This window comes from Clostridium sp. AM28-20LB (assembly GCF_003480665.1).
GTDB classification, from domain to species: Bacteria; Bacillota; Clostridia; order Lachnospirales; family Lachnospiraceae; genus Otoolea; species Otoolea fessa.
Genome location: NZ_QUJN01000004.1, coordinates 122339 through 146314 on the forward strand (window position 1 = coordinate 122339; position 23976 = coordinate 146314).

Sequence of the window (23976 nt, forward strand, 5' to 3'; positions counted from 1 at the left end):
ATGGAGAAAAAATATGTCGGATCGAAATATAAAAATTACCCTGCAATATGACGGAAGCCGTTATGACGGCTGGCAGAAGCAGGGAAACACGGACAAGACGATACAGGGAAAACTAGAACAGATTCTTGAAAAAATGGCAGGTCAGCCGGTTGAAGTGCACGGTTCCGGACGGACAGATGCAGGCGTCCACGCATGGGGACAGGTGGCGAATTTCCATCTTCCGGCGTCCTGTGCCGGGATGAGCGCGGAGGAGTTGAAAGCGTACCTGAACCGCTATCTTCCAGATGATATCGCTGTCTTATCGGCGCAGGAGGCAGGAATGCGTTTTCACAGCCGTCTAAATGCCGTTTCCAAGACCTACTGCTACCGGATTGAGACGGCAGCGAAGAAAAATGTATTTGAGCGCCGATATGTGTACGGTCTGGGGGAACCTCTGGACATAGCGGCCATGAGGCGGGCGGCTGCGTATCTGACAGGTGAGCACGATTTTAAAGCATTCTGTTCGTTGAAACGGATGAAAAAATCGACGGTGCGGAATCTCACTGCTATTGAGCTGACCATGCAGGAAAGTGTGTGCGAACTGCATTTTCGTGGCAATGGCTTCCTATATAATATGGTAAGAATCCTGACCGGTACACTGATCGAGGTAGGACTTCATAAGCGGACACCGGAATCAGTGGCGGAGGCGCTTTTTTCCTGTGACCGAGCGCTGGCAGGTTTTACGGCGCCGCCGGAGGGGCTTTTTCTGGAACGGGTCGAGTATGAATAAAGCTGCATTGATTTTTGCCAGCTGCCGTGAGGAGCTGGACAGAAATCAGAAAAAATTCATAACAAATGCAATAAGAACTGGTTTCTTTGCATTAAGTTATATAGAAAGGAAATTTCGTCCATGTTTTTGACGGGGCTTTTAACGACCATGGAAGAGCCGGTCGCCTATGATAAGATGAGCGATGAAAAGCTGCTTCTGCGAGTGGCAGAGGGAGATAAGGCGGCATTTCAGCAGCTTTATCAGAATACGGATAAAACTATATACGGTTTTATTCTATCGATTTTGCGGAATCCGCAGGACTCTGAGGAGGTCATGCAGGAGCTTTATTTAAAGGTCTGGACTTCGGCTGGAAGCTATCAGTCGCAGGGCAAACCGCTGGCGTGGATGTTTACGATCGCTAGAAATCTTTGCTATATGCGCTTCCGTGACCAGAAGCATGAAGCGGATATCGGGCTTTCGGATCTTTCTGAGATGGAGACAGGGGAATTCTGTCCCCAGATAGAGGATGCTGCGGATAAGATGGTATTACACGCAGCACTCAAAATATTAAATGAAGAAGAACGGCAGATTGTACTTCTGCGGACATCAGCGGGGTTAAAACATCGTGAGATCGCGGCAGATTTGGAGATGCCGCTGGCAACGGTGCTTTCCAAGTACAACCGTGCTATGAAAAAACTGAAAAAACACCTGAGAGAGGAGGGAGTACATTGACCGATCACTCTGAAACAGCGTGGGAACAGGATGAGATTGAGTCACATCTGCGATCGGCGATGGACGCCCTGACTCCCAACGTATTCGATAAAATCGATCTCTCGACGCCACAGGAGATCTATGTAAAACCATCCCGCCGTGTACGGATGTACCGCCGGATGCGGACCGTGGCGATGGCAGCAGCCGCCTGCTTGTGTGTGGCTGTGTTAGGAGGCGGTGTTTCATTTTACCAGAATCACCGTGTCGATTCGGTGATTGGCATCGATGTCAATCCGAGTATTGAGCTTTCCGTCAACCGGAACGAGAAAGTATTGCAGGCGAATCCGCTTAATGAGGATGCGGAGACGATCCTGGATGATATGAATTTGAAAAATGTAGACCTTGATATTGCGGTCAACGCATTGATCGGTTCGATGGTCCGGAACGGTTATCTGGATGAACTGGACAATGCGATTCTGGTTACCGTGTCCAATGAGAATGAGAAAAAGGCATCATCTTTGCGTCAGGATGTCGTAGGGGATGTAGAGTCTTCCCTGCAGGAACACGCGGTACAGGCGGTTGTCTATGACCAGCGGATGAAGGTAACCGGGGAGATTCAGGATCTGGCGGAGAAATACAATATTTCTTATGGAAAAGCGTATTTTCTGCGAGAGCTGATTCGGGATAACGACCTGACCGAAAATGATATGAAAAAATTTGCCGGTATGACGATGGAAGAGATTGCGCGGGAGATCGCGGATCGTGCTTATACGGTAGGTTATTCGAAGACGGACAGCACCATTGAGACGGATGCGGCTCTGGTTCGTGAGGTGACATTGCCGCAGACCGAGGAAGAAACCTTAGCGGAGACGACCGTGGAAAGCACCGGTCAGCCGGAAAATGAACCGACGCCGGCAGAACAGCCATCGACTGCAGTACGCCCGGTGGAGACAACCGCCGCAGCAGATGAGGACGAGGAAGAAGTCGATTCGGGAGGCAAGAAAGCGAAGATTGACTATGTAGATTACGAGAGCGGTTCGCTGAACATCGTTTTTAAGGAAAAGGTTAAATGGAAAAATCCGACCGTGTCGGTGGTAGATCCGGACGGTCAGAGCTATTCGGCGAGAATCACGGACACAGGCGGAACCTCCTGTGAGATTCACGTCAAAGGGCTTCCAGCCAATACGGAGTGCACGTTTACGCTCGGCGGAGTGGCAGTGCGGGACGGCGGCTCCTTTGGTACGGTAAAAGGCTATTTCGAGACGCCGGATATTGCGGATGATCTGATTGATGAGGGTGACGACGATGCGGATGATGAGACAGTGGAGACAAAGCCGTCCGAGACATCCCGCGCGCCGGAGACACTGACAGAAGTAGTAAAAGAGAGCACGCACTCGGAGACAGAGTACAGTCAGATGGAGACAAAGCCGACGGAAAAAGAAACGAAGACAGATGCGGAGTCAGCTAATTAAAGCGGAGTGTATGAGGATATATGATTCCTGCTGCCTGAACCATGATATGTCTGGAGTTACCAGAAGTTGGATTCGGGCAGCAGGAATTTTAAGAATCATTAGAATTATTTGCAGGAAGCCTCGTGACGGAAAAATATCCGGGGCATTACGAGACTGTAAAATGTTTCGAACTGGTAAATAATTATAATTGTTCAAAAAAACATAAGTGTTTGAAAAAAATACTTGACGAAACAAAAATTTATGATATAATAATAAATGTGGCTGAGACAGCTATGAAATAAAAGATTGGGCTATCGCCAAATGGTAAGGCAACGGACTCTGACTCCGTCATTTTCAAGGTTCGAATCCTTGTAGCCCAGCTATTTTGAGACAGTGAGGATGATTCATCCTTGCTGTTTTTCTTTTATCTTTTCTATTTTTTTTCTGATTGGTAGATTCTTAAAGATTCCAACGATTGACAAATTCCCTAAAGTACAATAGACTTATCTGGAAACATAATTGAGAAAAAGTTTCAATAGTATTTTTCTCTCTATGCTTTGCTTCAAAATCAGGCGGATGTAGAAGTCTGATGACATACAATGAGTTTGACTAATGAAGAGAGATGGAGGCAGAGAATGACATTAAAGGATTTACCAATAGGAAAAACTGCAACCGTTCGGACAGTTGGCGGAGAAGGTGCACTGCGGCATCATTTTCTGGATATGGGATTGATTCCGACTGCATCGGTTACGATGGTAAAATATGCGCCGATGGGCGATCCGGTTGAGGTGCGGATTCATAGCTATGAACTGACGTTGCGCCTGGCGGATGCAGAGAAGATAGAGATTGAGAATGTACGCGAGGCAGGAACCGAAGCAGCGGACAAAAAGGAACATGGGATTCCGATGGCGCGCGCGATCGATCACCCTGGACTCGGAGAAGGTGGAAAATACCATACAAAGGCGGAGGAACACCCATTGCCGGATGGCACCGTTCTGACGTTTGCCCTGGCAGGTAATCAGAACTGTGGCAAAACGACGCTTTTTAACCAGCTGACCGGATCCAATCAGCATGTGGGGAATTTCCCGGGTGTGACGGTGGACCGGAAGGATGGCACGATCCGCGGACATGAAAATACGAAAGTGACCGACCTGCCAGGAATCTATTCCTTATCGCCATATTCGAATGAGGAGCTGGTGACGCGTCAGTTTATTTTGCAGGAGCACCCGAAGGGAATCATCAATATCGTGGATGCGACAAACATTGAGCGCAACCTGTATCTGACCATGCAGCTTCTGGAACTGGATATTCCGATGGTTCTGGCGCTTAATATGATGGACGAGGTGCGCCAGAACGGCGGTTCTGTCCGTGTCAACGAACTGGAGGAAGAACTGGGGATTCCGGTTATCCCGATCTCAGCGGCAAAGAATGAAGGAATCGGAGAGCTGATCGATCATGCGCTTCATGTAACGCATTTTCAGGAGAAACCGGGACGGCAGGATTTCTGTGATGCGGATTATCACGGTGGCGCGGTGCACCGCTGCCTGCATGGTATTATGCATCTGATCGAAGATCACGCGCAGAATGCGGGTATTCCGGTGCGCTTTGCTGCATCGAAGCTGGCAGAAGGCGATGAGGAGATTGAGGCGCGTCTGAATCTGGACACGAATGAAAAAGAGACGCTGGAACATATTATCTGCCAGATGGAGAAGGAACGCGGGCTGGATCGGGCAGCTGCGATTGCGGATATGCGGTTTGGTTTTATCGAAAAAGTCTGCAGGCAGACAGTCGTCAAACCGAGGGAAAGCCGGGAACACCAGCGAAGTGTGAAGATTGACCGTCTTCTTACTGGAACCTACACGGCGATTCCGGCATTTATTGCAATCATGGGTCTGGTATTCTGGCTGACATTTAATGTGATTGGCGCGGTCCTTTCAGATGGTCTGGAACTGGTGATTGGATGGCTGACAGAGCGGGCAGACGCAGCGCTGACAGCGGCAGGTATCAATCCGGTGCTCCATTCCCTGCTGATCGATGGTGTGTGCAATGGTGTCGGAAGTGTTTTGAGCTTTCTGCCGATCATTGTGACGCTGTTTTTCTTCCTGTCGCTTTTAGAGGACAGCGGTTATATGGCACGTGTGGCGTTTGTGATGGATAAACTGCTTCGAAAGATCGGTCTTTCCGGACGGAGCATCGTGCCGATGCTGATTGGCTTTGGCTGCACGGTACCAGGAGTCATGGCAAGCCGGACGCTTTCTTCGGAGCGGGATCGAAAAATGACGATCCTGTTGACTCCGTTTATGAGCTGTTCCGCCAAGATTTCGATTTATGCGTTTTTTACCGCTGTCTTTTTCCCGCATCATGGGGCGATTGTTATGATTGCACTTTATCTGTTGGGAATCCTGATGGGAATTTTGATGGCAATGCTTCTTAAAACAACTTTATTTAAGGGTGAAGCCGTTCCGTTCGTCATGGAGCTTCCGAACTACCGGATGCCGGGGGCGCGCAATGTCGCCCAGCTTCTCTGGGAAAAGGCAAGGGATTTCCTGCAGAAAGCATTCACAGTTATTTTTGTGGCGACGATTTTAATCTGGTTCCTTCAGACATTTGATCTGCACCTGAATGTTGTGTCCAATTCCCAGCAGAGTCTTTTGGCGGTTATTTCTGGTGTGATTGCACCACTGTTTGCGCCGATGGGATTAGGCGACTGGCGTGTCTGCACGGCACTTCTGACCGGATTTATGGCAAAAGAGAGTGTTGTATCAACGCTGTCGGTTCTGTTCGGGACGACTCAGAGCCTGCGTGACATTCTGACCCCTCTTTCAGCGGTCAGTCTGCTGGTTTTCTGCCTGCTCTATACGCCGTGCGTGGCAGCGATTTCATCGGTCAGACGCGAACTGGGCGGAAAATGGGCTTGCTTTGTCGTGGTGGCGCAGTGCGTGATTGCGTGGATTGTAGCGTATGCGGTCTATCTTTTGCTAGGGATGGTAATGTAGGTTTTGACTGAAAGTGAACCAAGGAAAAATTTCAAGCAACAAAAGGAGCTGCTGTTTTATTCTTTTTATGGGTTTACAGTAGACAACATTTTAGAAAAATGTTTATAATAGTAGGAAGTGAAAAAATAGACAGGAAAGTAACCGGATGGACAGTCATTCGAAAAAATGGATCTGTTTTTATCGAATAGAACCAGGAGGCGGGGACGGAGTTAATGCAGACGATCAATGAAGACATCAAAAATGGCACATTTAAGCCGGTTTATCTGCTATACGGCGAAGAGGCGTTTTTGAAGCAGAGTTATAAAAAGAAGCTGCGGGCGGCGATCTCGGGCGATGATACGATGAACTACAATTATTTCGAGGGAAAAGGGCTGGATGTGAACGAGCTGATCAGTCTGGCGGACACGATGCCATTTTTCAGCGAGCGGCGTCTGATTCTGATCGAGGACAGCGGATTTTTCAAGACTTCTTCGGAGGCGCTGGCGGAGTATCTGCCGATGATGCCGGACACGACCTGCATCGTATTTGTGGAGGAGGCGGTCGATAAGAGAAACAAACTCTACAAAAAGGTCAAGGATCTGGGTCACATTGCGGAGATGAAGCGGCAGGACAGCGCGCAGCTCGCCAGATGGGCGGCGACGATCCTGGCGCAGAATGGGCGGAAGATCACGCCGTCCACGATGAATCTCTTTTTGGAGCGCGTCGGCGATGATATGGAAAACATCCGGATGGAGCTGGAAAAACTCATTTCCTACACGATGGGCAGTGAGGTAGTGACGGCAGAGGATGTGAAAGTCATCACGACCGTGCAGATCACGAACAAGATCTTCGACATGGTAGCGGCGATCACGGCGGGAAAGACGAAGCGGGCGATGGATCTGTACGAAGACCTGCTGACACTCAGGGAGCCGCCGATGCGGATCCTGTTCCTGATTGCCAGACAGTTTAACCAGCTTTTGCTGGTGCGAGAATTGCAGGCGTCCGGCGCAGACCGGGGGACGGTTGCCTCGAAATTGAAAGTACCTCCGTTCGTAGCCGGAAAGCTCAGCAGCCAGGCGGCGGCATTTACGAAAGAACAGCTCATTTCCTATGTGCAGACCTGCGTGGATGCCGAGGAGGCAGTCAAGACCGGGCGGATGGGCGACCGGCTGGCGGTGGAGCTGCTGATCAGTCAGCCCAGAAGTTCCGTGCGCTGATTCTAAAGGGCAGTGCCAGCATCAGAATCAGCGGTTCTTCGGACGGATCCGGCTGGAAAAGAAGTAACAAAAAACCATTATTCTGTCACACCCACAGAATAATGGTTTTTTAATTTGGGTTAATTTTTAATATATAATTCGAAAGATCCGCTCTGGATAATTAAGCCAGAGTATTTACAGCCTTGGAAAGACGGGATACTTTGCGGGAAGCTGTATTCTTGTGGTATACGCCCTTGGAAGTAGCCTTGTCGATCTCGCTGGTAGCAGCTAATAATGCAGCCTGTGCAGCAGCCTTATCTTTTGCAGCAACAGCAGCTTCTACTTTCTTAACAGCAGTTTTAACTTTGGATCTGATAGCCTTGTTTCTTGCAGCTCTTGTCTCTGCAACTAAGATTCTTTTTTTTGCGGATTTAATGTTAGCCAATGTAGTGTACCTCCATCATAAATTCTTTTATTTTGATTCGTAATTCATTTTGTATTTGGTTTGCATTAAAGCCTGGACACGGACAGTTCAATGTAAACATACTATTACATTCTATCGAATAAAGGCAGTATTGTCAATATCTATTTGCCTGTTTTTAGGGAAAAATTCGGAAAAAATGAAAAGGGAGCTGAAAAAGCAGCTCTTGTCAAGTTGCATAAGCGGAATAAAAAATAGAAAAAATTGATCGTTCAATATGATGAAATTGTGAAAAAATAAAAAAAGTGCTTACACGAATGGAAAAAAGACGTTATAATAGCGAACCGTAACCCAAGTTGAATATAGTAAAAAAAACGCAGTGAGATTGCATACAGCAGTAGAGATCGAAACGAGTTTCCGATTTCTGCTGCTTTTTATTTTGTGAAATTTATCACGGACAGCATCTTGCGCGTGGGTGTGCCGGACTGATTTGCCGATGCATCTGGATAGAAGCAATTATTTTATAGGAGGAGAATGAAAATGCCAAGAAATAAGAGAGAAAGTTTTATCTATTCCGTTATCATGTGTTTCACTATGGTACTCTGGATGAGTATGTACAATGTAACCCTTCATATGGGACATTTATCCTTGGAAACGATCCGCGAAGGATGGATCGGATTCCCGTTTGCATTCGTGTATGCGTTTCTGTTTGACTGGTTCATCGTGTCCGGTCCGGCGAAGGGAATTGCGTTCCGTTACTTTGTATCACCGGAGAGCAGCACACTTCGTAAAGTAATCACGATCTCCTGCTGCATGGTCGTTCCGATGGTATTTGTTATGTCCTTATATGGCGGTCTGGAAGCCTGCGTGAAATCCGGCGCATGGAGCCAGCTGCTCATCATCTGGCTGACCAATATTCCGAAGAATATCATCATGGCGCTTCCGTTCCAGCTCATCGTAGCAGGTCCGCTGGTGCGCCGCGTGTTCCGTACCGCATTCCCGGAGGGAACCGTGCTGCAGGAACCGGTTATGTAGGGAGATAGCAGAAAATTTATATTATATAAAAAGAGGATATCTGGTTTTTGTATCATTATGGGTTCAGCAATACCGAAGCATAAAATACGCCGTCCCGCCATTCAAACCGTGCATCGCCGTGGTACTGTTCGGCGATCATGAGGATCGATTCGGTTCCGATGCCGCTTCCGGCAGGTTTGGTCGATACCAGTTTTTCATTCATCCAGGTAGGGCTGAATGCGCTGGTGTTGTCCGTGGTGATGGACAGGGTGGAGGATGAAAGGCGGCGTGTTTTCAGAGCCGGAACATCCGGTCTGACAAGCGTCCAGGGCATTTTCCAGCAGATTTCCGAGAAGCACGCACAGTTTCGTCTCCGGGATGACCGGGTGATCGGACAGCTGAATGTGGATGTCAAACTGGATTCCGGCGCTTTCCGCCTTATCTGCATAGAAGGAAAGAATGGCGTTGAGCGCATAATTGTTGCAGTATACGCGGTCCGAATGAGTCGGATGTTGTTTTTCGTAGTTTGCGAGGTATGACTTCAGATCCTCTAAATCGCCGCGGTTGGCACAGTCCTGAATCACCCGAAGATGCTGGCGGAAATCGTGGCGCGCCCGGCGGTTTTCGATGATCCGGGACTGGAGCATTGTGTACTGGTCACGCTGGATCTGCAAAAGACGTTCCATCGCCTCACTGCGGGCATTGGCTTCCAGCTGTTCCCTGAGCTGTTGGATAAACAGGATCATGAAATGACTGATTAAAAACATGCAGATCAAAAGCATGAACCGCGCCAGCAGTGCGGCGACTGTGATGGTACCGCTTCGGATATTTCCAGTTAAAAGCAAAAGAATCAGGGTCACAGAAGCGGGGAGCAGCCACGCTGTATTCCAGAAAGACGGGATTGATACGGAAGAAAGCCCCTCGACGGTCCGGGTCATTGCTTTTGCCATGAAATAGATACTGCACAAAACGAGGAGAAAGGTAACCAGCCCGGTCTCCCAGGAGAAAAAGTTGTAGCCGAAGAGCGCCTGACAGATGCAGAAAGCGGCGGCACGCACGACCAACAGATAATCGATGATAAATAAATATAGAAATAAAATCATTCCGATCTCGGCGTCTACCATCAGCTTAAATAAAACGCCAAAGCAAGGGAGCGCGAGGTATTGCACCCATACACTGGACAAACCGCTTTGAATCAGGAACAGAAACAGAAGCAGATAGCCCAGTTCGAATCCACAGACCCAGAGAAAAGTTTTCCACGGAGAATGGCGGAGTTTTTTGTGAAATGGAACACATGCCAGAATATGAAACGGAAAAGTGCTCAAAAATTCATTAAAAAATAATTCAATCATAGATGCGGACCTCCCCGGACTAAATGGTACGAATATTGGATATATTGTTCCCGGACATCCCGGTATTTCAGGCGGCTGATGGGAATGGAGGCGCCGCTTTTCATCAGAAAACGGTCTTCCAGAAGCTTATCGACATCCTCCAGGTTTACTAAAACCCCCTTGATGCAATCACAAAACCAAGGATAGGACAAAAGCAGGGCAGAAAAATCCCGCTGATTCATGGAAATTTCATGCTGGGTCCGATCCCGCATGTGCACCAGAATCCGCCGCTTCAGATATTCTGTGTACGATATCTGATGCAGAGGCAAGCGAAGCTCTGTTCCCTGGCAGGGAACCAGAACGGAAACCTCCGCCTCGGCGGCGGAAAGATGGCATCGTTCCAGCGCCTTTGAAACGCGCTCCATCGTAACCGGTTTTAGCAGATAAAAAGCCGCGTTCACATCGTAACTGTCCACCGCAAAATCCGGCGAAGTAGTGACAAAAACGATCCGGCAGGAAGCATCCAGCGCGCGGAGTTTTTGGGCGGTTTCCATTCCGCTCAATCCATCCATATAGATATCTAAGAAGACAATATCGAAGGAACCGACGGTAAAGCTGGCGAGAAATGTTTCACCATTTGGAAATATTTCTGGTGCAGCCGTAGGAATACGGTGCTCCTTCATATAAGTAAGAATCAGATGCGACAACTGTTCGGCATCCAATTTCAAATCATCTACAATCGCGATTTTCAAAACAAAATCCCTCTTTTCTTCTGATTGTCTGGAAAAAGGCTGCTTACGCATGTTTCGAACCTTTTGATCCTAATATCATAAAAGTATCATAACATAAAAAGAAGCAAAAAAGGCATAGTTTTTACATCTTATGAAACAGACTTGATACGCTCTGCCGATCATGCGAAAATGTGTGATCGGCAGAGCTCTTTTTTGATGTCTGACAATCCCTTACAAATTTATGAAAAACCTATGAAAAATCCCCCCGCCCCCTCGCCAAGAGAAAAAAGTTATGTTATAATTTATGGAAGAATGCGTTTTTGGCGCAGCGGTTTCAGAAACGGGACGTATTGAACCGGAAGCCGCGGCATATATAAAAAAGGAACCATGTATGCTCAACGAAGACAAGATAAAATTAATGACCGAACTGGCACTGTTTGAGAAGAAGCATGCTTCCCAGATGAAAACAGTCAATCAGTATTTTAAAAGCGACTATATCAGCCGCAATCTGCTCCGGGGATTTATAAGCTATACATTGTGCAGCATACTTCTCTTTGGAATGTGGATATTATTTAATGTAGAAGTAGTTCTGAGTTCGATAGGAATGGATGAACTGAAGGGACTGGCTTTTCGAGGAGGAGCTTTATACCTCGGGGGGCTTTTTCTGTATGTCGTGCTGACGATCATCGTGTATGGCGGGCGGTATGAGTACGAGGAAAAGATGAACCGGATCTACATAGCGAAACTGAAACATCTGGATAAGCGCTACGATATACACCGGCGCGCCAGAAAAATGGAGAGAGAGAGGAGAGGCAGATGAGAGGACTCCTTGCAGGGAAAGAAGCACTCAAGGCTTTCTATGCGAGATACAGTGCATTTGTGAATGCATTCCTGCGTTTTATAACTGCCTTTGCGGCGGTGTTTCTGATTAACCAGAACATCGGACTGATGCCGAAACTGAGCGGCGGTCTGGTGCCGCTGTTTGCGGGAATTATATGTGCATTTCTCCCATTTGGAGCCATTGCGTTTCTGATTGGGATTTTTTTGCTGGCACAGCTCTTTGCAGCATCGATGGAAGTGGCGCTCATTACCTTGGTGTTCCTTCTGATCGTGGTGCTGCTGTATTACGGATTTCAGCCGGGTGACAGCGCGTACCTGATTGTAACGCCGATCTTGTTTTTTCTGAAGGTGCCGTTTGCAGTCCCGATGATTCTTGGACTGACTGGAAGCCTCGTATCGGTGATTCCGATGAGCTGTGGGATTTTTCTGTACTACGTGATTCTGTATGTGAAGCAGAACGGAAGCTTCCTGGCAGGCAGTGAGCAGACTGAGATCACGCAGATGCTGGCGCAGGTCATCAAAAACATGCTGGCAAACCCGGCGATGCTTGTCATGATTGCGGCATGCTGCCTGGGGGCGCTGACGGTCTGTGTGCTCAAGAAACTGTCGATCAACTACTCCTGGGGGATCGCGATCGGAGCTGGCCTTATTTTACAGATTCTGGTTGTGTTTATCGGCGATTTCCGCTTTGGCGTTCCGGTGTCCGTGCCGGAGCTGATTGTAGGAATGATTGGTGCGGTTATTGCATCGCTGATCTATCAGCTGTTTGTTTTTTCGGTCGATTACAGCCGGACTGAGTACACGCAGTTTGAGGATGACGATTATTATTACTATGTGAAAGCGGTTCCAAAGATTGCGATCTCGAGGACGGATGTAAAAGTACAGGAAATCAATAAAGTAAAGAGAAGATAGACTATTTTATAAAAGAAACTTGTTGTTAAAAGAAATGCGTGACGGGTCATATGTACGTGACTGGTAACAGAAACGCAGCCCGAAAGGGAGGGAAAAGAATGGCAGAGATACTGGCGGAGATTTATTCGTGGATCTCGTTCGTACCGAAGATAACCTTTAAAAATTTAATAGAGATCGCGATTATAGCAATTCTGGTATATGAAATGCTGATCTGGATCAAAAATACGCGGGCGTGGACGCTTCTGAAGGGTATTATTTTTATTCTTGCATTCTTTCTGGCAGCTGCGATCCTGGAACTGGATACGATTCTGTGGCTTCTGGAAAAGACGTCGTACATTGCGGTAACGGCGATCATCGTTATTTTCCAGCCGGAGCTGCGGAAAGCACTGGAGCAGATCGGAAGCCAGAACGTGCTGACGACGCTGTTTTCAACGGATGATACGAAGAAAAATGAGGATTTCAGCGAAAAGACGATTGCAGAGCTGGTGCGTGCTTGTTTTGAGATGGGAAAAGTCAAGACGGGCGCCCTGATCGTCATCGAGAGGGGCACGCCGCTCGGAGAGATCGAGCGGACGGGCATCGAGGTCGATGGTATCGTGACGAGCCAGCTTCTGATCAATATTTTTGAGCACAACACACCGCTGCACGACGGCGCGGTCGTGATTCGCGGTAACCGTGTGACGGCGGCGACCTGTTATCTGCCGCTCTCGGACAATATGGATATCAGCAAGGCATTGGGAACCAGACACCGTGCGGCAGTCGGAGTCAGTGAGGCGACCGATAGCGTGACGCTGGTTGTATCGGAAGAGACAGGGCGTGTGTCGGTGGCTGTGTCCGGACGGCTTAAGAGTGTCAAGGATGGAGATGAACTGAGAGATATATTGTCAGTTCTGGTAAAACGGGAAACGGAAAACACAGGTCGTTTCAGAATATGGAAGGGAAGACGCAGAAATGAAAGAAAAGCTGACGAATAATCTTGCGATCAAGCTGATTGCCCTGTTCTGTGCTTTCTTTGTGTGGCTGGCGGTCGTGAATGTGGCGAACCCGATCAAGGTATCGACGAGGGAGGTTCCGGTCACGATCACGAACGATCAGGTGCTGGAGCAGGCGGATCTTGCCTATGATGTGGTAGGCAAAAAAACGGCGACGATCAGTTTCAAGATCCGGACGAAGGATGATTATAAGGTAAAGGCGTCGGATTTCAACGCCTATGCGGATTTATCGGAAATGTATGATGTGACGGGTGCGATCCCGATCCGAGTGGAAGTGGTGAACAATGAGGAACTGCTGGAGTCCACGCCGGTTGTGAAGTCCCCGGAGGTCATCAAGATCACGACCGAGGCGCTGCAGACCAAGGCATTTACGCTGAAAGCGTATCCTCAGGGCAAGGCGGCAGAGGGTTACGAGGCGGGTGAGGTGACAATGGTGCCATCCCAGGTGACGGTTAAAGGACCAACCTCCCTGATCGGACAGATCAGCAGCGTGGGTATCCGTTTTAATATTGACGGTGCTGCGGCGGATGTCGGTGGAACAGCAACACCGGAGTATTTTGACGCCAATGGAAATGTGCTGTCAGATTTGGGAGATTCTGTCAAGACGGTTGGCGGAGATGTCTCTTATACGATGCAGATCCTGAAAGTAAAAGAAGTACCGCTTGATTTTGACGTCAGTGGTGAAGTGGCGGATGGATACCGCTATACGGGTCCGAAGACGGATATCAAGTCGGTGTCTGTGGCGGGGCTTAAGACGGATCTGGCATCGGTCAGCACGCTCACGATTCAGGGACCGTCCCTTAATGTGCAGGGCGCGACGAAGAATGTGGAGTGCGAGATCGATCTGGATGATTATCTGCCGTCCGGGCTTACGATCGTGGGACTGGATAGCACGACGATCAACGTGACACTACAGGTCGAGAAGTTGATAGAGAAGACCTTTACGGTCAAACCGGAGGATGTGACTCTAAACGGAAAGAACAGCAGCTACAGCTATACCGTCGAAGATACGAAGATGGAAGTCAAGGTACAGGGACTTGAGGAGGATTTAAGCAGCCTGTCGGCGGCGAAGATGAATATCCGGGTCGATGTATCAGGCATGGGACTGGGCGAGCACACGGCAGCGGCGCAGTTCCAGCTGGGGGACGCGTATAAGATGCTGTCGGCGCCGGCTGTGACAGTGCGGGTCAGCGAACATGGAAGCTCCAGTGCCCAGACGACGGAAAGCATCGAGAGTGACCGTGGAGACACGGGCAGCCAGAGCAGTTCCAACCGGGAGAGCGGGGCAAGCTCGGCAAAAGAAAATGTGGATGCAGAGAGCGGCAATGCTGCATAAAGCATGGCATGCCATCCACAAATGAGGAGAAAGAAGTTAAACAATGGTAAAAGCAAAAATTAAATTAAAAAACCCGACTGGTCTGCATTTGAGACCGGCGGGAATCCTGTGTAATGAGGCGGTAAAATTCGATTGTTCTGTCCAGTTCCAGTTCCGTGGCACCGTGTCCAATGCAAAGAGTGTCCTGAGCGTGCTTGGGGCGTGCATCAAGAGCGGTGATGAGATCGAGTTTATCTGTGATGGAAAAGACGAGGAGGAAGCTCTGTCGGCGATGCTGAAAATAGTTGATGACGGGCTGGGCGAGTAGGGAAAACCGGTGCGGTAAAAGAATGTGTACAGACGTACAGATAGGATGAAACTATGATCGTTTATTTGGTTTGCTATGCGGCTTCGCTGCTTCTGGCGCTTGGCCGCCATTATCTTTTATCCGGCGCAGGGCTTCTGGCGGCGGCGGCGTATCTGTATGCGTCAGACTATATCCGGAGTGGAAATCTTCTGCATCTGCGGGGGATTTTCGCTCTTTCCTTTGTAGGTGGACAGGGACTGGCGTGTATGAAGCTTAGTTATTTAAGTCAGGCATGGAGTGCGGGAACGTGGCTGGGACTTTTGGCGGCGTTTGCGGGCTTTTATCTGGCTTTTTATTATCTGGAAGCATTTTCCGGTGAGGCGTCCGTCCGTGTGGGCGGTCATTCCGGCGCGGTGCAGCGCCGGGGGTTGGAATCTTATGCCGGAACCGTCTTTTTCTGCGCGGTGGCGCTGGCGGCGCTATCGGCAGGCTGTTTCGCGATCGAGGCGGTCTATATGGGCTATATTCCGCTGCTGCTCCGGGGCGTTCCGCATGCTTATTCCTATTTCCATGTGACCGGGCTTCATTATCTAACGGTGTCCTGTGTGCTGGTTCCGGCGCTCTCTGTGATCTATTTTTGCATCGAGGGCGGTCGCAGCCGGGGACGGCTGGTATGTATGCTTCTGGCAGATGCAGCGGCGGTGGCGATTCCGCTTCTGTGCGTGTCGCGCTCCCAGCTTCTGTTTGCGGTACTGCTGGCATTGATTACCTACATACAGATGGAACACCAGCTGAATCCGATTTATGTTGTTTTTGCGCTGGCAGGGCTGATTGTGCTCTACATTCTGCTGACGATCGCGCGCAGCCATGATACTGCCTACTTGAATACGGTTTTTGAGATGAAACGGCACCTGCCGATTTTTGTGACGCAGCCGTATATCTATATTGCAAACAATTACGATAATTTCGACTGTCTGGTCAAGGGACTTGTGAAGCACAGCTGGGGCATGAAGATGCTGGCACCGTTCTGGACGCTGACGGGACTCAAGTTTCTGGTTCCGTCGTTGACGGCATTTCCGTATTATGTGACGAAGGAAGAGCTGACGACGCTGACGATGTTTTATGATGCGTACTACGATTTCGGCATAATTGGCGTGTTCATCTTTTCTGCCATATTAGGAGCGGCGGCGTATCTGCTGATGCGGATGATGCGCCAGGTGCAGAATCCGATTACCTATCTTCTGTACGCACAGTTTGCACTTTACATGCTGTTATCGTTTTTCACAACCTGGTTCAGCAATCCGTCCACATGGTTTTATTTCGCGGTGACAGCGGTTGTGGCCTTTCTGGTATCGCATAAGGTTGCAGGGCGGTAAAAATATATGGATTAAGATATAAAAATGAAATAAAATCTGCTATAATAACAAAAAGACGACAATTCAGTAAGTTAAAGTGCTGCTTGTATACAGATAGAGTTGCCGCATGGATCAGTTTTACAGAAAAGAGGGCAAGCCAATGATTTCAGAAAAAATGATACCGCTTATGAAAAATAACTCCGCCATCCGTATGATGTTTGAAGAGGGCAATAAGCTGGCGGCGAAATATGGACGTGAGAATGTGTTTGATTTCAGCCTTGGAAATCCGAGCGTACCGGCTCCGGCAGAGGTAAATCAGGCAATTCAGGATATCGTAAAGGAAGAAGATTCCCTGTTTGTACACGGATATATGTCCAACGCAGGCTATGAAGATGTGCGCGAGACGATCGCTCAGTCGTTAAACCGCCGGTTCGGCACCTCCTTTCACGCAGGCAACATCCTGATGACGGTCGGTGCGGCAAGTGGTTTGAATGTCATTTTAAAGACCCTGTTAAATCCAGGAGAGCAGGTCATTACCTTTGCACCATACTTTGTAGAGTATGGTTCCTATGTCCGCAACTATGACGGCGAGCTGGTGGTTGTATCTCCGAATACGGTGGATTTCCAGCCGAATCTCGTTGAATTTGAGGAAAAGATCAACGAAAAGACCAAGGCAGTGATCATCAACACCCCGAACAACCCGACCGGCGTTATTTATTCCGAGGAAACACTGCAGAAGATTGCAGCAATTCTGGAAAAGAAACAGAAGGAATTTGGCACATCGATCGTGCTTCTGTCCGATGAGCCGTATCGTGAGCTGGCTTACGACGGCGCGGTTGTACCGTATGTGACAAAATATTACCGCAATACAGTGGTTTGCTACTCTTACAGTAAGTCTCTGTCCCTTCCGGGCGAGCGTATCGGTTATCTGGTAATCCCGTCTGAGATGGATGAGAGCGCAAACGTATTCCAGGCGGCAACGATTGCGAACCGTGTTCTGGGCTGTGTCAATGCGCCATCCCTGATGCAGAGAGTCATCAAGCGCTGCGTAGATGCGAATGTGAATCTGGAAGCTTACGACCGCAACCGTAACTTGCTTTACAACGGATTGAAAGAGTGCGGATTTTCCTGCATCAAGCCGGAGGGCGCGTTCTACCTGTTTGTGAAATCTCCGGTGGAGAATGAGAAGGAATTCTGCGAGGTATGCAAACAGTACAATGTACTGGTAGTACCGGGAAGTTCATTCGCGTGCCCAGGTTATGTGCGCATTGCATACTGCGTATCATATGGACAGATCGAGAGATCGCTTCCGGCATTCAGAAAGATTGCGGAACACTATAATCTGGTATAGCGAAATTGTATCATCGTCTTGGAAAGGAAAAGGATGAGATGAAACGATGTTTTAGAATGATTCTGAATATTGTGATTCCGCTCCTTGGTTTATGTCTGGTCATCTTTTTAGGTCCCAGACTTCTGCATTTTTTCATGCCGTTTGTGGTCGGATGGATTCTGGCACTTTTAGCAAATCCGCTGGTGCGGTTTCTGGAACGGCGCGTGAAGCTGGTGCGGCGCCACGGCTCGATGCTGATCATTATTGCGGCGCTGGCGATTGTGATCGGTCTTTTTTACGGGGCGGGTCTTCTGGTTTACCGGGAAATGGGAAGTTTTCTGGCGGATGCACCGGAAATATATCAGAGTGTGATCGCTGAGATCGGGGATGCATTGCAGAATGGGCGCAAGCTTGCAGAATATTTTCCGCAGAATTTACAACCGCCGCTGCTGGCATTTTCGGATAATCTGGATGGTCTGTTTGGAAAACTGGTATCGCGGGCGGCGGAACCGACCGTGCAGATCGCCGGACATGTGGCGAAGAGTATTCCGAATCTTCTGGTAAATATGGTCATTATTATCCTGTCTTCGTACCTGTTTCTGGCGGACCGGGAGTCCATCATGCGGTGGCTGAAAGAGCATCTTCCGGCATTTGTATTCCGCTATATCGAGTATATGAAACGGGACGCAAAGGGACTGATTGGTGGATATTTTCTGGCACAATTCCGTATCATGTGTGTGGTGGCGCTGATTCTCGCGGCAGGATTTTTGGTGCTGGGTGTCCGCTACGGTGTCCTGTTGGCGTTTTTGACGGCGATTCTGGATTTTCTGCCGATCTTTGGAACGGGAACGGTGCTGTTCCCATGGGCGGTTGTGAAACTGTTTGCGGGGGAGTATGCGTATGCGACCGGGCTTATCCTGCTCTACATCCTGACGCAGGTCGTCCGTCAGATCATCCAGCCGAAGATCGTCGGGGAGTCGATGGGATTGCCGCCTCTGATGACGCTGTTTCTTTTGTATCTGGGATTTAAGCTGCGCGGGCTGACAGGCATGATTCTGGCGGTGCCGGTGGGGCTTGTCTTTATCAATTTTTATAAATATGGGGCGTTTGATTCGATGATCCGGAATTTCAGGATGCTGATGGAGGCGATTCAGAAATTCCGGAGGGAAGAATAGGGGAGGTTTCCTTCTATATAGTAAAATTCTCTTGGTAATTTAATCTGGATAAATTATGCGGCGTATCGCGATATTTTTTCTTATATGCCCGGAGGAACGCAGCATAATTGCGGAATCCGGATTGATAGCAGGCTTCTGTGACGGGGGTGCCCCGGCGCAGGAGCTCGTTTGCGTTTTGGAGGCGTTTTTCGGTCAGGTATTCGGTAATGGTGTAGCCGGTTTCCTGGCGGAAGAGACGCATCATGTGGTATTTGCTTATGTAAAAGCGGGCGGCGAGCTGGTCGATCGTATGGTCTTCTTCCGGGTGTTCAGAGAGGTAGCGCATGAGTTCCAGGATTTTTTCGCCGGAAGGGGAGGTCGGAACGTATTCCCGATGGTTTTCGGAGGCGGCGCGATCAAGGTGTACCATAAATTCCAGGAATAATAAACGCAGAAGAAGCCCGGAGCCATAACTGCTGCCACCAAGGGATTCAAAGTTAGCATTGTCTGTGCCATTGTCATTTGTACCACCTGCCTGATAGGCATTTTCCAGTCTTGACAGCGCCTCTAAGAGCGGCGTCATGGTAAGGGAACCGAGGCGCAGAACATCGGACTGCTGTTCTCTGGCAAGCTGGAAACAGAGGTCGAGCGCACAGTCAGCACAGGAGAATGCATCCAGACATTTCGGCGACAGGTAGAGGATGATGCGCTCATATCGGCTGTGGTATGGCACGACCGGCTTGTGCAGGCAGTGTGCGCCGACGAGGACGATGTCGAGCGGGCGGAGGTGGTAGGAACGGCCTTCCACGATGTAGTCCGCTTCGCCATTTAACAGGATCAGGACTTTGTGGAAATCATGATAGTGGTAGGCAACCGGTGTATCCATCTGCCCGCGCAGGTGGAAAAGGCGGAATTCGTGGTTGAGGTAGCCGCGTTTTTCGTAGGCGGGGGATTCGTGGGTGGTATTTTCTGACATAAGGGGACTCCTTTTTTGAGTGTATTGCAGGTTGGTTGTTGCGGGAAATTATATCTTGTATAAATGCATTGAGTTTGTTGTTTTCCTCTGAGATAAATATGTTTTGAAACACAGACATTTCATTTCTTAGTTCATATTATATAGCATTATATGCAATATTTAAAGCATAATTCTTCTATTAAAAGCTGCTATATTTTCCTAAAATTAAAGAAAGCATAGATGGAATATTATGAAAATGCAGACATATTCAAAACATAAATGGATATGCATGATAAAGTGATTTCAAGAACGGAAGTAGAATAGAAATCATTGTGAAAGATTTTTATGGTATTGATTAAAAGGGGCAGGAGGTATCGCGATGAAACAGGTTGTGCTTGAAAAATATCACTGTATGGGAAATGATTACCTGGTGTTTGATCCAAATAAGAATGATCTGGAATTGAATGTGGAGAATATCAAGAAGATGTGTAGCCGTCATTTTGGCATCGGCGCGGATGGCATTCTGGCGGGTCCATATCTGGGGGAAAATGATTTTTATGTACGCATCTACAACGCGGACGGCAGCGAGGCGGAGAAGAGCGGCAACGGCATGGGTATTTTTGCAAAATATCTGCGGGACGCGGGATATGTGCAGAAAACGACAATCTCCTGGAAAACGCTGGGAGGCGAGGAGACAGTCTTTTATCTCAACGAGGATGCGACCCGTGTGAAAATTTCGATGGGACATCCGACGTTCTGGAGTGATGAGATTCCGGTGACCGGCGAGCGGCGGGAGATGGTAAACCAGACGATGGTATTTGGAAAGATTCCATATGTCACGACTTGTCTTTCAATGGGAAATCCGCACTGTGTTATCTGGATGAATGAGATTTCGAAGGAAATGGTGTGCCGGATCGGCGAGCATTCGGAAACATCCGAATATTTCCCGGAAAAGGTCAATACGCAGATTTTAAATGTCCTTGATCGGACGAATATCCAGATCGAGATCTACGAGAGAGGCGTTGGATATACGCTGGCGTCCGGAAGCTGCGCCTGCGCGGCGGCGAGTGCGGCATACCGCCTGGGACTTGCCGATCCGCATATGTACGTCCATATGCCGGGCGGCACGCTGGAAGTGGAAATCAAGGAGGACGGCATGGTTTACATGGTCGGCGAGGTCGGCTATGTGGGACATATCCAGTTGGGAAATGAATTGAGCGAACAGCTGCGGATTAAATAAAAAAGTATTTGACAGAAAAATATCGGACTGCTATATTTTATTTATAAAAATTGTGAAAAGAATGACAGGGGCATTCTCACACAGCAAAACGATCATAAACGTATGCTTGAAATTTTGGGGGCTGTATAGGCAGGAAAATTCTGGGCGTATATGAAAAGAGGGCGAGGGGGCTGACTGGAAGCAGAGACAGCTGCCTCGTTTTTTATAGGAGGAAATGGCGATGGGAGAGAATACGAACCGATCCGAACCTTTTTTTGATGAAGATGTTGATTTGGTAAAGCTGCAGTTTACCGATATTTTTGGACAGTGCAAAATGGTCCAGATGACGCGGAGGCAGGCGGAAAAAGCGATGAAAGAGGGGTATGCAATCAACCGGTTTGCGCTCGGCGGCTTACAGAAAGCTGGGATCGAGGGCGCGGCGGCGCCGGAGTATCTGACGGACCAGAGCGAGAGTGTGGAGTTGTACTTGAAGCCGGATGCATCAACGTATCAGGTTCTTCCGTGGGATTCCGGGCAGGAAAATGTAGCGCGTGTGATCTGCCAGGTCTGCAATGCGGATGGGACACCGTCCTGGACGGATTCGCGTCATATTTTACAGGAAACGGTAAAACGTGCCGAGAAGATGGGACTGGACTTTGATTTTAATTTCCAGTGTGAGTTTTATCTCTTTCACACGGATGATGACGGGAGACCGACGACGGTGACGCATGAGGTTGCCGGATATTATGACGCGGGTCCGATCGATCTGGCAGAGGGCGTCCGCCGGGACATGATTCTGAGCCTGGAGGAAGCGGGATTTGCGGTCGAGAGCACGCATCATGGTCTGACTGCCGGACAGCACAGCTTCGTCCTTCCGGCGCGCCGGGGCATTGAGGCAGCAGATTATTTACAGACGTTCAAGGCGGCGGTCAAACGGATTGCGAAACGCCACGGTCTGCATGCGACTTTTATGCCGAAGCCAAACATGAGCGGCGACGGCTCGGGGCTTCATGTGGGCGTGTCGATCTCTTCCAGACGGGGCGCCGAGGCGATGGCGCAGGCGAAGCAGTTTGCGGCAGGCGTGCTTAAAAATCTGAGCGATATGATGATTTTCACGAATCCGACCGTCAATTCATACAAACGTCTGGCGGCGGAGCGGAGCACGGTGTTCCAGCCGGAGTTCCCGGCGGCTGTGTGGGAAAAAGGAAGTGAAAAGGCAGTTCATGTGAAGGAAGACCGGAACGGACGTATTTCCGTGGAAGTGCAGTTCCCGGATCCGTCTGCGAATCCGTATCTGGCGCTGACGGCGATCCTGGCAGCAGGACTGGAAGGAATCGAGAAGGCGCTGGTGCTGGATGAAGAAGCGGGCGATGAGAATGCGCCGCGGTTCCCGGAGACATTGGGGATATTGCTCCAGAAGCTGGATCAGAATGAATTTGCACACCGTGTATTTGGGGAAAAGTTCTGCCGGATGTACGGCGAGGGCAAGAAAGAGGAGTGGGAACGCTTCTGTGCCTATGTGACGGATTGGGAGACAGCGGAATATCTGTATCGTTGTTAGGGGGTACGAAATCGCAGTGAGGTGAGACCACGTGGGAAACATCATAGTAGCATTTTCGAAGCCGCAGGACGGACGAAATATTAGAAATATACTCGTAAAACATGGAATACAGGTCACAGCCTCCTGCACATCGGGCGCGCAGGTTTTAGCGTTAACCGATGATTTGCGAAGCGGGATTGTGGTGAGCGGCTACCGGTTTGGTGATATGACCTGCCGGCAGCTTGCCGACCAGCTGCCGCCGGGATTTGATTTGCTTCTCATTGCTTCCCCGAGCCGGTGGAGCGGCGAAGCGATGGGAAGGATTGTCTGCCTGCCGGCGCCGTTTAAAATGGGAGATTTAGTTTCGACGGTCCGCATGATTGAGCAGACGCAGGCGGAAAAAAGACGGCGGATGCGCCGCCAGCCGCCGCAGAAGCGCAGGGAAGAGGATCAGAAAGCGATCGACACCGCAAAGGCTATTTTGATGGAGCGGAACCGGATGACGGAGCCGGAGGCGCACAAATATCTGCAGAAATGCAGCATGGACAGCCAGGTCAGCCTTATTGAGGCGGCACAAATGGTAATCAGTCTTTACAAAATGGCGTAAGATCCTTTACAATAGGATCAAAAAGGCAGAAGGAGCAGCAAAAACGATGAAATTTACAAAAATGCAGGGACTTGGCAATGATTATGTCTATGTCAACTGTTTTGAAGAAACGGTAAACGATCCGGAGAAGCTGGCGATTGCCGTCAGTGACCGCCATTTTGGAATTGGTTCCGACGGATTGATTCTGATTACCCCATCCGAGGTGGCAGACTGCCGCATGGAAATGTACAATCTGGACGGTTCCCGCGGCGCGATGTGCGGCAACGGCATCCGCTGTGTGGGAAAATATGCGTATGACCACCATATCGTGGACAAGCCGCAGATTTCTGTTGAGACATTGTCCGGGATTAAATATCTGGATATGAAGGTTGAAAATGGCAAAGTAACGGCGGTCACCGTCGATATGGGAGAGCCGGAGCAGACTTCCGAGCTTCCGGAGAAGATCGAGGTAGATGGAACGGAATACGAATTTACCGGAATTTCCATGGGAAATCCGCACGCCGTTCTGTTTATGGATGAGATTGATTCCCTGGAACTGGAGACGATCGGACCGAAATTCGAGTTTCATAAGCGTTTCCCGGACCGTACCAACACCGAGTTTGTCAAGGTCATTGACCGCACACACGTAAAAATGCGTGTCTGGGAGCGCGGATCCGGCGAAACGATGGCATGTGGAACAGGTGCCTGCGCGGTTGCCGTTGCATCTATTCTGGCAGGGCATACGGAGGATGAGGTTGAGGTCGAGCTGCTGGGCGGCTGCCTGCAGATCCGCTGGGATCGCGAGAAAAACCGCGTGTTCATGACTGGACCGGCGGTGGAAGTGTTTAGCGGGGAGTATGAGGGATAATTAAACAGGAAACTTTGGGACTTCT

The 23976-nt window shown here is 49.3% G+C and carries 23 protein-coding genes and 1 tRNA gene; 19 read left to right on the forward strand and 5 right to left on the reverse strand.

The window, feature by feature from the left end; genetic code table 11:
• Positions 1-13 precede the first annotated feature (13 nt).
• The 6 genes from truA to holA all read left to right on the forward strand — a co-directional run bounded on the left by truA (position 14) and on the right by holA (position 7102).
• Entirely contained in the window at positions 14-769 is a 756-nt protein-coding gene (gene truA, locus DW739_RS09810) for a tRNA pseudouridine(38-40) synthase TruA (protein WP_118742980.1), read from the forward strand.
• Between the two features lie 120 nt (positions 770-889).
• Positions 890-1480, forward strand: a complete 591-nt coding sequence (locus DW739_RS09815) for a sigma-70 family RNA polymerase sigma factor (RefSeq protein ID WP_117795989.1) — start codon at positions 890-892, stop codon at positions 1478-1480.
• Positions 1477-2931: a hypothetical protein gene (locus DW739_RS09820; protein WP_118742981.1), complete on the forward strand. Its 1455-nt coding sequence runs from the start codon at positions 1477-1479 to the stop codon at positions 2929-2931. The genes DW739_RS09815 and DW739_RS09820 overlap by 4 nt, the downstream gene beginning before the upstream one ends.
• A gap of 286 nt (positions 2932-3217) precedes the next feature.
• A tRNA-Gln gene (locus tag DW739_RS09825) sits at positions 3218-3290 on the forward strand.
• Between the two features lie 255 nt (positions 3291-3545).
• Positions 3546-5906 carry a ferrous iron transport protein B gene (gene feoB, locus DW739_RS09830; protein WP_117795987.1) on the forward strand — a complete coding sequence of 787 codons (2361 nt, stop codon included), beginning with the start codon at positions 3546-3548 and terminating at the stop codon, positions 5904-5906.
• A 212-nt stretch (positions 5907-6118) separates the two neighbouring features.
• Positions 6119-7102, forward strand: coding sequence for a DNA polymerase III subunit delta (holA, locus tag DW739_RS09835; RefSeq protein WP_107001255.1), 984 nt, complete (start codon positions 6119-6121; stop codon positions 7100-7102).
• A 160-nt stretch (positions 7103-7262) separates the two neighbouring features.
• On the opposite strand, the gene rpsT is transcribed toward holA, so the two are convergent.
• Positions 7263-7526, reverse strand: coding sequence for a 30S ribosomal protein S20 (gene rpsT / locus DW739_RS09840; protein WP_022358531.1), 264 nt, complete (start codon positions 7524-7526; stop codon positions 7263-7265).
• Positions 7527-8042: 516 nt separating this feature from the next.
• On the opposite strand from rpsT, the gene DW739_RS09845 reads away from it, so the two are divergent.
• Positions 8043-8537, forward strand: coding sequence for a DUF2798 domain-containing protein (locus DW739_RS09845; RefSeq protein ID WP_117795985.1), 495 nt, complete (start codon positions 8043-8045; stop codon positions 8535-8537).
• A gap of 55 nt (positions 8538-8592) precedes the next feature.
• On the opposite strand, the gene DW739_RS15145 is transcribed toward DW739_RS09845, so the two are convergent.
• From DW739_RS15145 to DW739_RS09865, 3 genes are read right to left on the reverse strand one after another with little or no spacing between them, the layout of a single operon-like run.
• Positions 8593-8739, reverse strand: a complete 147-nt coding sequence (locus DW739_RS15145; RefSeq protein WP_243023757.1) for a GHKL domain-containing protein — start codon at positions 8737-8739, stop codon at positions 8593-8595.
• Positions 8732-9868 (reverse strand): hypothetical protein, encoded by a 1137-nt coding sequence (locus DW739_RS14920; protein WP_182427975.1) that lies wholly within the window; start codon positions 9866-9868, stop codon positions 8732-8734. Before DW739_RS14920 ends, DW739_RS15145 begins: the two co-directional genes overlap by 8 nt.
• Complete coding sequence (locus tag DW739_RS09865; RefSeq protein ID WP_118742985.1) at positions 9865-10599, reverse strand: LytTR family DNA-binding domain-containing protein; 735 nt, start codon at positions 10597-10599, stop codon at positions 9865-9867. The genes DW739_RS14920 and DW739_RS09865 overlap by 4 nt, the downstream gene beginning before the upstream one ends.
• Before the next feature lie 283 nt (positions 10600-10882).
• Between DW739_RS09865 and DW739_RS09870 the strand changes: the two genes are divergently transcribed.
• The 8 genes from DW739_RS09870 (at position 10883) to ytvI (ending at position 18804) form a co-directional block, all read left to right on the forward strand.
• Complete coding sequence (locus DW739_RS09870) at positions 10883-11398, forward strand: hypothetical protein (RefSeq protein ID WP_243023758.1); 516 nt, start codon at positions 10883-10885, stop codon at positions 11396-11398.
• On the forward strand, positions 11395-12330 hold the full coding sequence (locus DW739_RS09875) for an ABC transporter permease (protein WP_118742986.1): 936 nt from the start codon (positions 11395-11397) through the stop codon (positions 12328-12330). Before DW739_RS09870 ends, DW739_RS09875 begins: the two co-directional genes overlap by 4 nt.
• A gap of 98 nt (positions 12331-12428) precedes the next feature.
• The gene (cdaA, locus tag DW739_RS09880) at positions 12429-13304 is read left to right on the forward strand and encodes a diadenylate cyclase CdaA (RefSeq protein ID WP_117795982.1); all 876 of its coding nucleotides are present in this window, start codon (positions 12429-12431) and stop codon (positions 13302-13304) included.
• Positions 13282-14658 (forward strand): CdaR family protein, encoded by a 1377-nt coding sequence (locus DW739_RS09885; RefSeq protein ID WP_107001250.1) that lies wholly within the window; start codon positions 13282-13284, stop codon positions 14656-14658. The genes cdaA and DW739_RS09885 overlap by 23 nt, the downstream gene beginning before the upstream one ends.
• A gap of 43 nt (positions 14659-14701) precedes the next feature.
• Positions 14702-14965, forward strand: coding sequence for an HPr family phosphocarrier protein (locus DW739_RS09890; RefSeq protein ID WP_107001249.1), 264 nt, complete (start codon positions 14702-14704; stop codon positions 14963-14965).
• A 53-nt stretch (positions 14966-15018) separates the two neighbouring features.
• On the forward strand, positions 15019-16320 hold the full coding sequence (locus DW739_RS09895) for an O-antigen polymerase (protein ID WP_118684823.1): 1302 nt from the start codon (positions 15019-15021) through the stop codon (positions 16318-16320).
• Positions 16321-16459: 139 nt separating this feature from the next.
• Complete coding sequence (locus DW739_RS09900; RefSeq protein ID WP_107001247.1) at positions 16460-17650, forward strand: pyridoxal phosphate-dependent aminotransferase; 1191 nt, start codon at positions 16460-16462, stop codon at positions 17648-17650.
• A gap of 38 nt (positions 17651-17688) precedes the next feature.
• Positions 17689-18804, forward strand: a complete 1116-nt coding sequence (gene ytvI / locus DW739_RS09905) for a sporulation integral membrane protein YtvI (RefSeq protein WP_118629679.1) — start codon at positions 17689-17691, stop codon at positions 18802-18804.
• 13 nt (positions 18805-18817) lie between these two features.
• On the opposite strand, the gene DW739_RS09910 is transcribed toward ytvI, so the two are convergent.
• Positions 18818-19759: an AraC family transcriptional regulator gene (locus tag DW739_RS09910; RefSeq protein ID WP_118742987.1), complete on the reverse strand. Its 942-nt coding sequence runs from the start codon at positions 19757-19759 to the stop codon at positions 18818-18820.
• 358 nt (positions 19760-20117) lie between these two features.
• Between DW739_RS09910 and dapF (DW739_RS09915) the strand changes: the two genes are divergently transcribed.
• From dapF (DW739_RS09915) to dapF (DW739_RS09930), 4 genes are all read left to right on the forward strand, one after another.
• Complete coding sequence (gene dapF / locus DW739_RS09915; RefSeq protein ID WP_118742988.1) at positions 20118-20978, forward strand: diaminopimelate epimerase; 861 nt, start codon at positions 20118-20120, stop codon at positions 20976-20978.
• Positions 20979-21198: 220 nt separating this feature from the next.
• A complete protein-coding gene (locus DW739_RS09920; protein WP_118742989.1) occupies positions 21199-22518 on the forward strand; it encodes a glutamine synthetase family protein in 1320 nt (439 codons plus the stop codon).
• A gap of 31 nt (positions 22519-22549) precedes the next feature.
• Positions 22550-23104 carry an ANTAR domain-containing protein gene (locus DW739_RS09925; RefSeq protein ID WP_022358539.1) on the forward strand — a complete coding sequence of 185 codons (555 nt, stop codon included), beginning with the start codon at positions 22550-22552 and terminating at the stop codon, positions 23102-23104.
• 46 nt (positions 23105-23150) lie between these two features.
• The gene (dapF, locus tag DW739_RS09930) at positions 23151-23951 is read left to right on the forward strand and encodes a diaminopimelate epimerase (protein WP_118482003.1); all 801 of its coding nucleotides are present in this window, start codon (positions 23151-23153) and stop codon (positions 23949-23951) included.
• Positions 23952-23976 lie beyond the last annotated feature (25 nt).

Excerpts from the sequence above, each read along its gene's own strand:
- truA (WP_118742980.1), top strand. The coding sequence starts at position 14 with ATGTCGGATCGAAATATAAAAATTACCCTGCAATATGACGGAAGCCGT.
- DW739_RS09815 (WP_117795989.1), top strand. The coding sequence starts at position 890 with ATGTTTTTGACGGGGCTTTTAACGACCATGGAAGAGCCGGTCGCCTAT.
- feoB (WP_117795987.1), top strand. The coding sequence starts at position 3,546 with ATGACATTAAAGGATTTACCAATAGGAAAAACTGCAACCGTTCGGACA.
- holA (WP_107001255.1), top strand. The coding sequence starts at position 6,119 with ATGCAGACGATCAATGAAGACATCAAAAATGGCACATTTAAGCCGGTT.
- DW739_RS09845 (WP_117795985.1), top strand. The coding sequence starts at position 8,043 with ATGCCAAGAAATAAGAGAGAAAGTTTTATCTATTCCGTTATCATGTGT.
- DW739_RS15145 (WP_243023757.1), bottom strand. The coding sequence starts at position 8,739 with ATGAATGAAAAACTGGTATCGACCAAACCTGCCGGAAGCGGCATCGGA.
- DW739_RS14920 (WP_182427975.1), bottom strand. The coding sequence starts at position 9,868 with ATGATTGAATTATTTTTTAATGAATTTTTGAGCACTTTTCCGTTTCAT.
- DW739_RS09870 (WP_243023758.1), top strand. The coding sequence starts at position 10,883 with ATGGAAGAATGCGTTTTTGGCGCAGCGGTTTCAGAAACGGGACGTATT.
- DW739_RS09875 (WP_118742986.1), top strand. The coding sequence starts at position 11,395 with ATGAGAGGACTCCTTGCAGGGAAAGAAGCACTCAAGGCTTTCTATGCG.
- cdaA (WP_117795982.1), top strand. The coding sequence starts at position 12,429 with ATGGCAGAGATACTGGCGGAGATTTATTCGTGGATCTCGTTCGTACCG.
- DW739_RS09885 (WP_107001250.1), top strand. The coding sequence starts at position 13,282 with ATGAAAGAAAAGCTGACGAATAATCTTGCGATCAAGCTGATTGCCCTG.
- DW739_RS09890 (WP_107001249.1), top strand. The coding sequence starts at position 14,702 with ATGGTAAAAGCAAAAATTAAATTAAAAAACCCGACTGGTCTGCATTTG.
- DW739_RS09895 (WP_118684823.1), top strand. The coding sequence starts at position 15,019 with ATGATCGTTTATTTGGTTTGCTATGCGGCTTCGCTGCTTCTGGCGCTT.
- DW739_RS09900 (WP_107001247.1), top strand. The coding sequence starts at position 16,460 with ATGATTTCAGAAAAAATGATACCGCTTATGAAAAATAACTCCGCCATC.
- ytvI (WP_118629679.1), top strand. The coding sequence starts at position 17,689 with ATGAAACGATGTTTTAGAATGATTCTGAATATTGTGATTCCGCTCCTT.
- DW739_RS09910 (WP_118742987.1), bottom strand. The coding sequence starts at position 19,759 with ATGTCAGAAAATACCACCCACGAATCCCCCGCCTACGAAAAACGCGGC.
- dapF (WP_118742988.1), top strand. The coding sequence starts at position 20,118 with ATGAAACAGGTTGTGCTTGAAAAATATCACTGTATGGGAAATGATTAC.
- DW739_RS09920 (WP_118742989.1), top strand. The coding sequence starts at position 21,199 with ATGGGAGAGAATACGAACCGATCCGAACCTTTTTTTGATGAAGATGTT.
- dapF (WP_118482003.1), top strand. The coding sequence starts at position 23,151 with ATGAAATTTACAAAAATGCAGGGACTTGGCAATGATTATGTCTATGTC.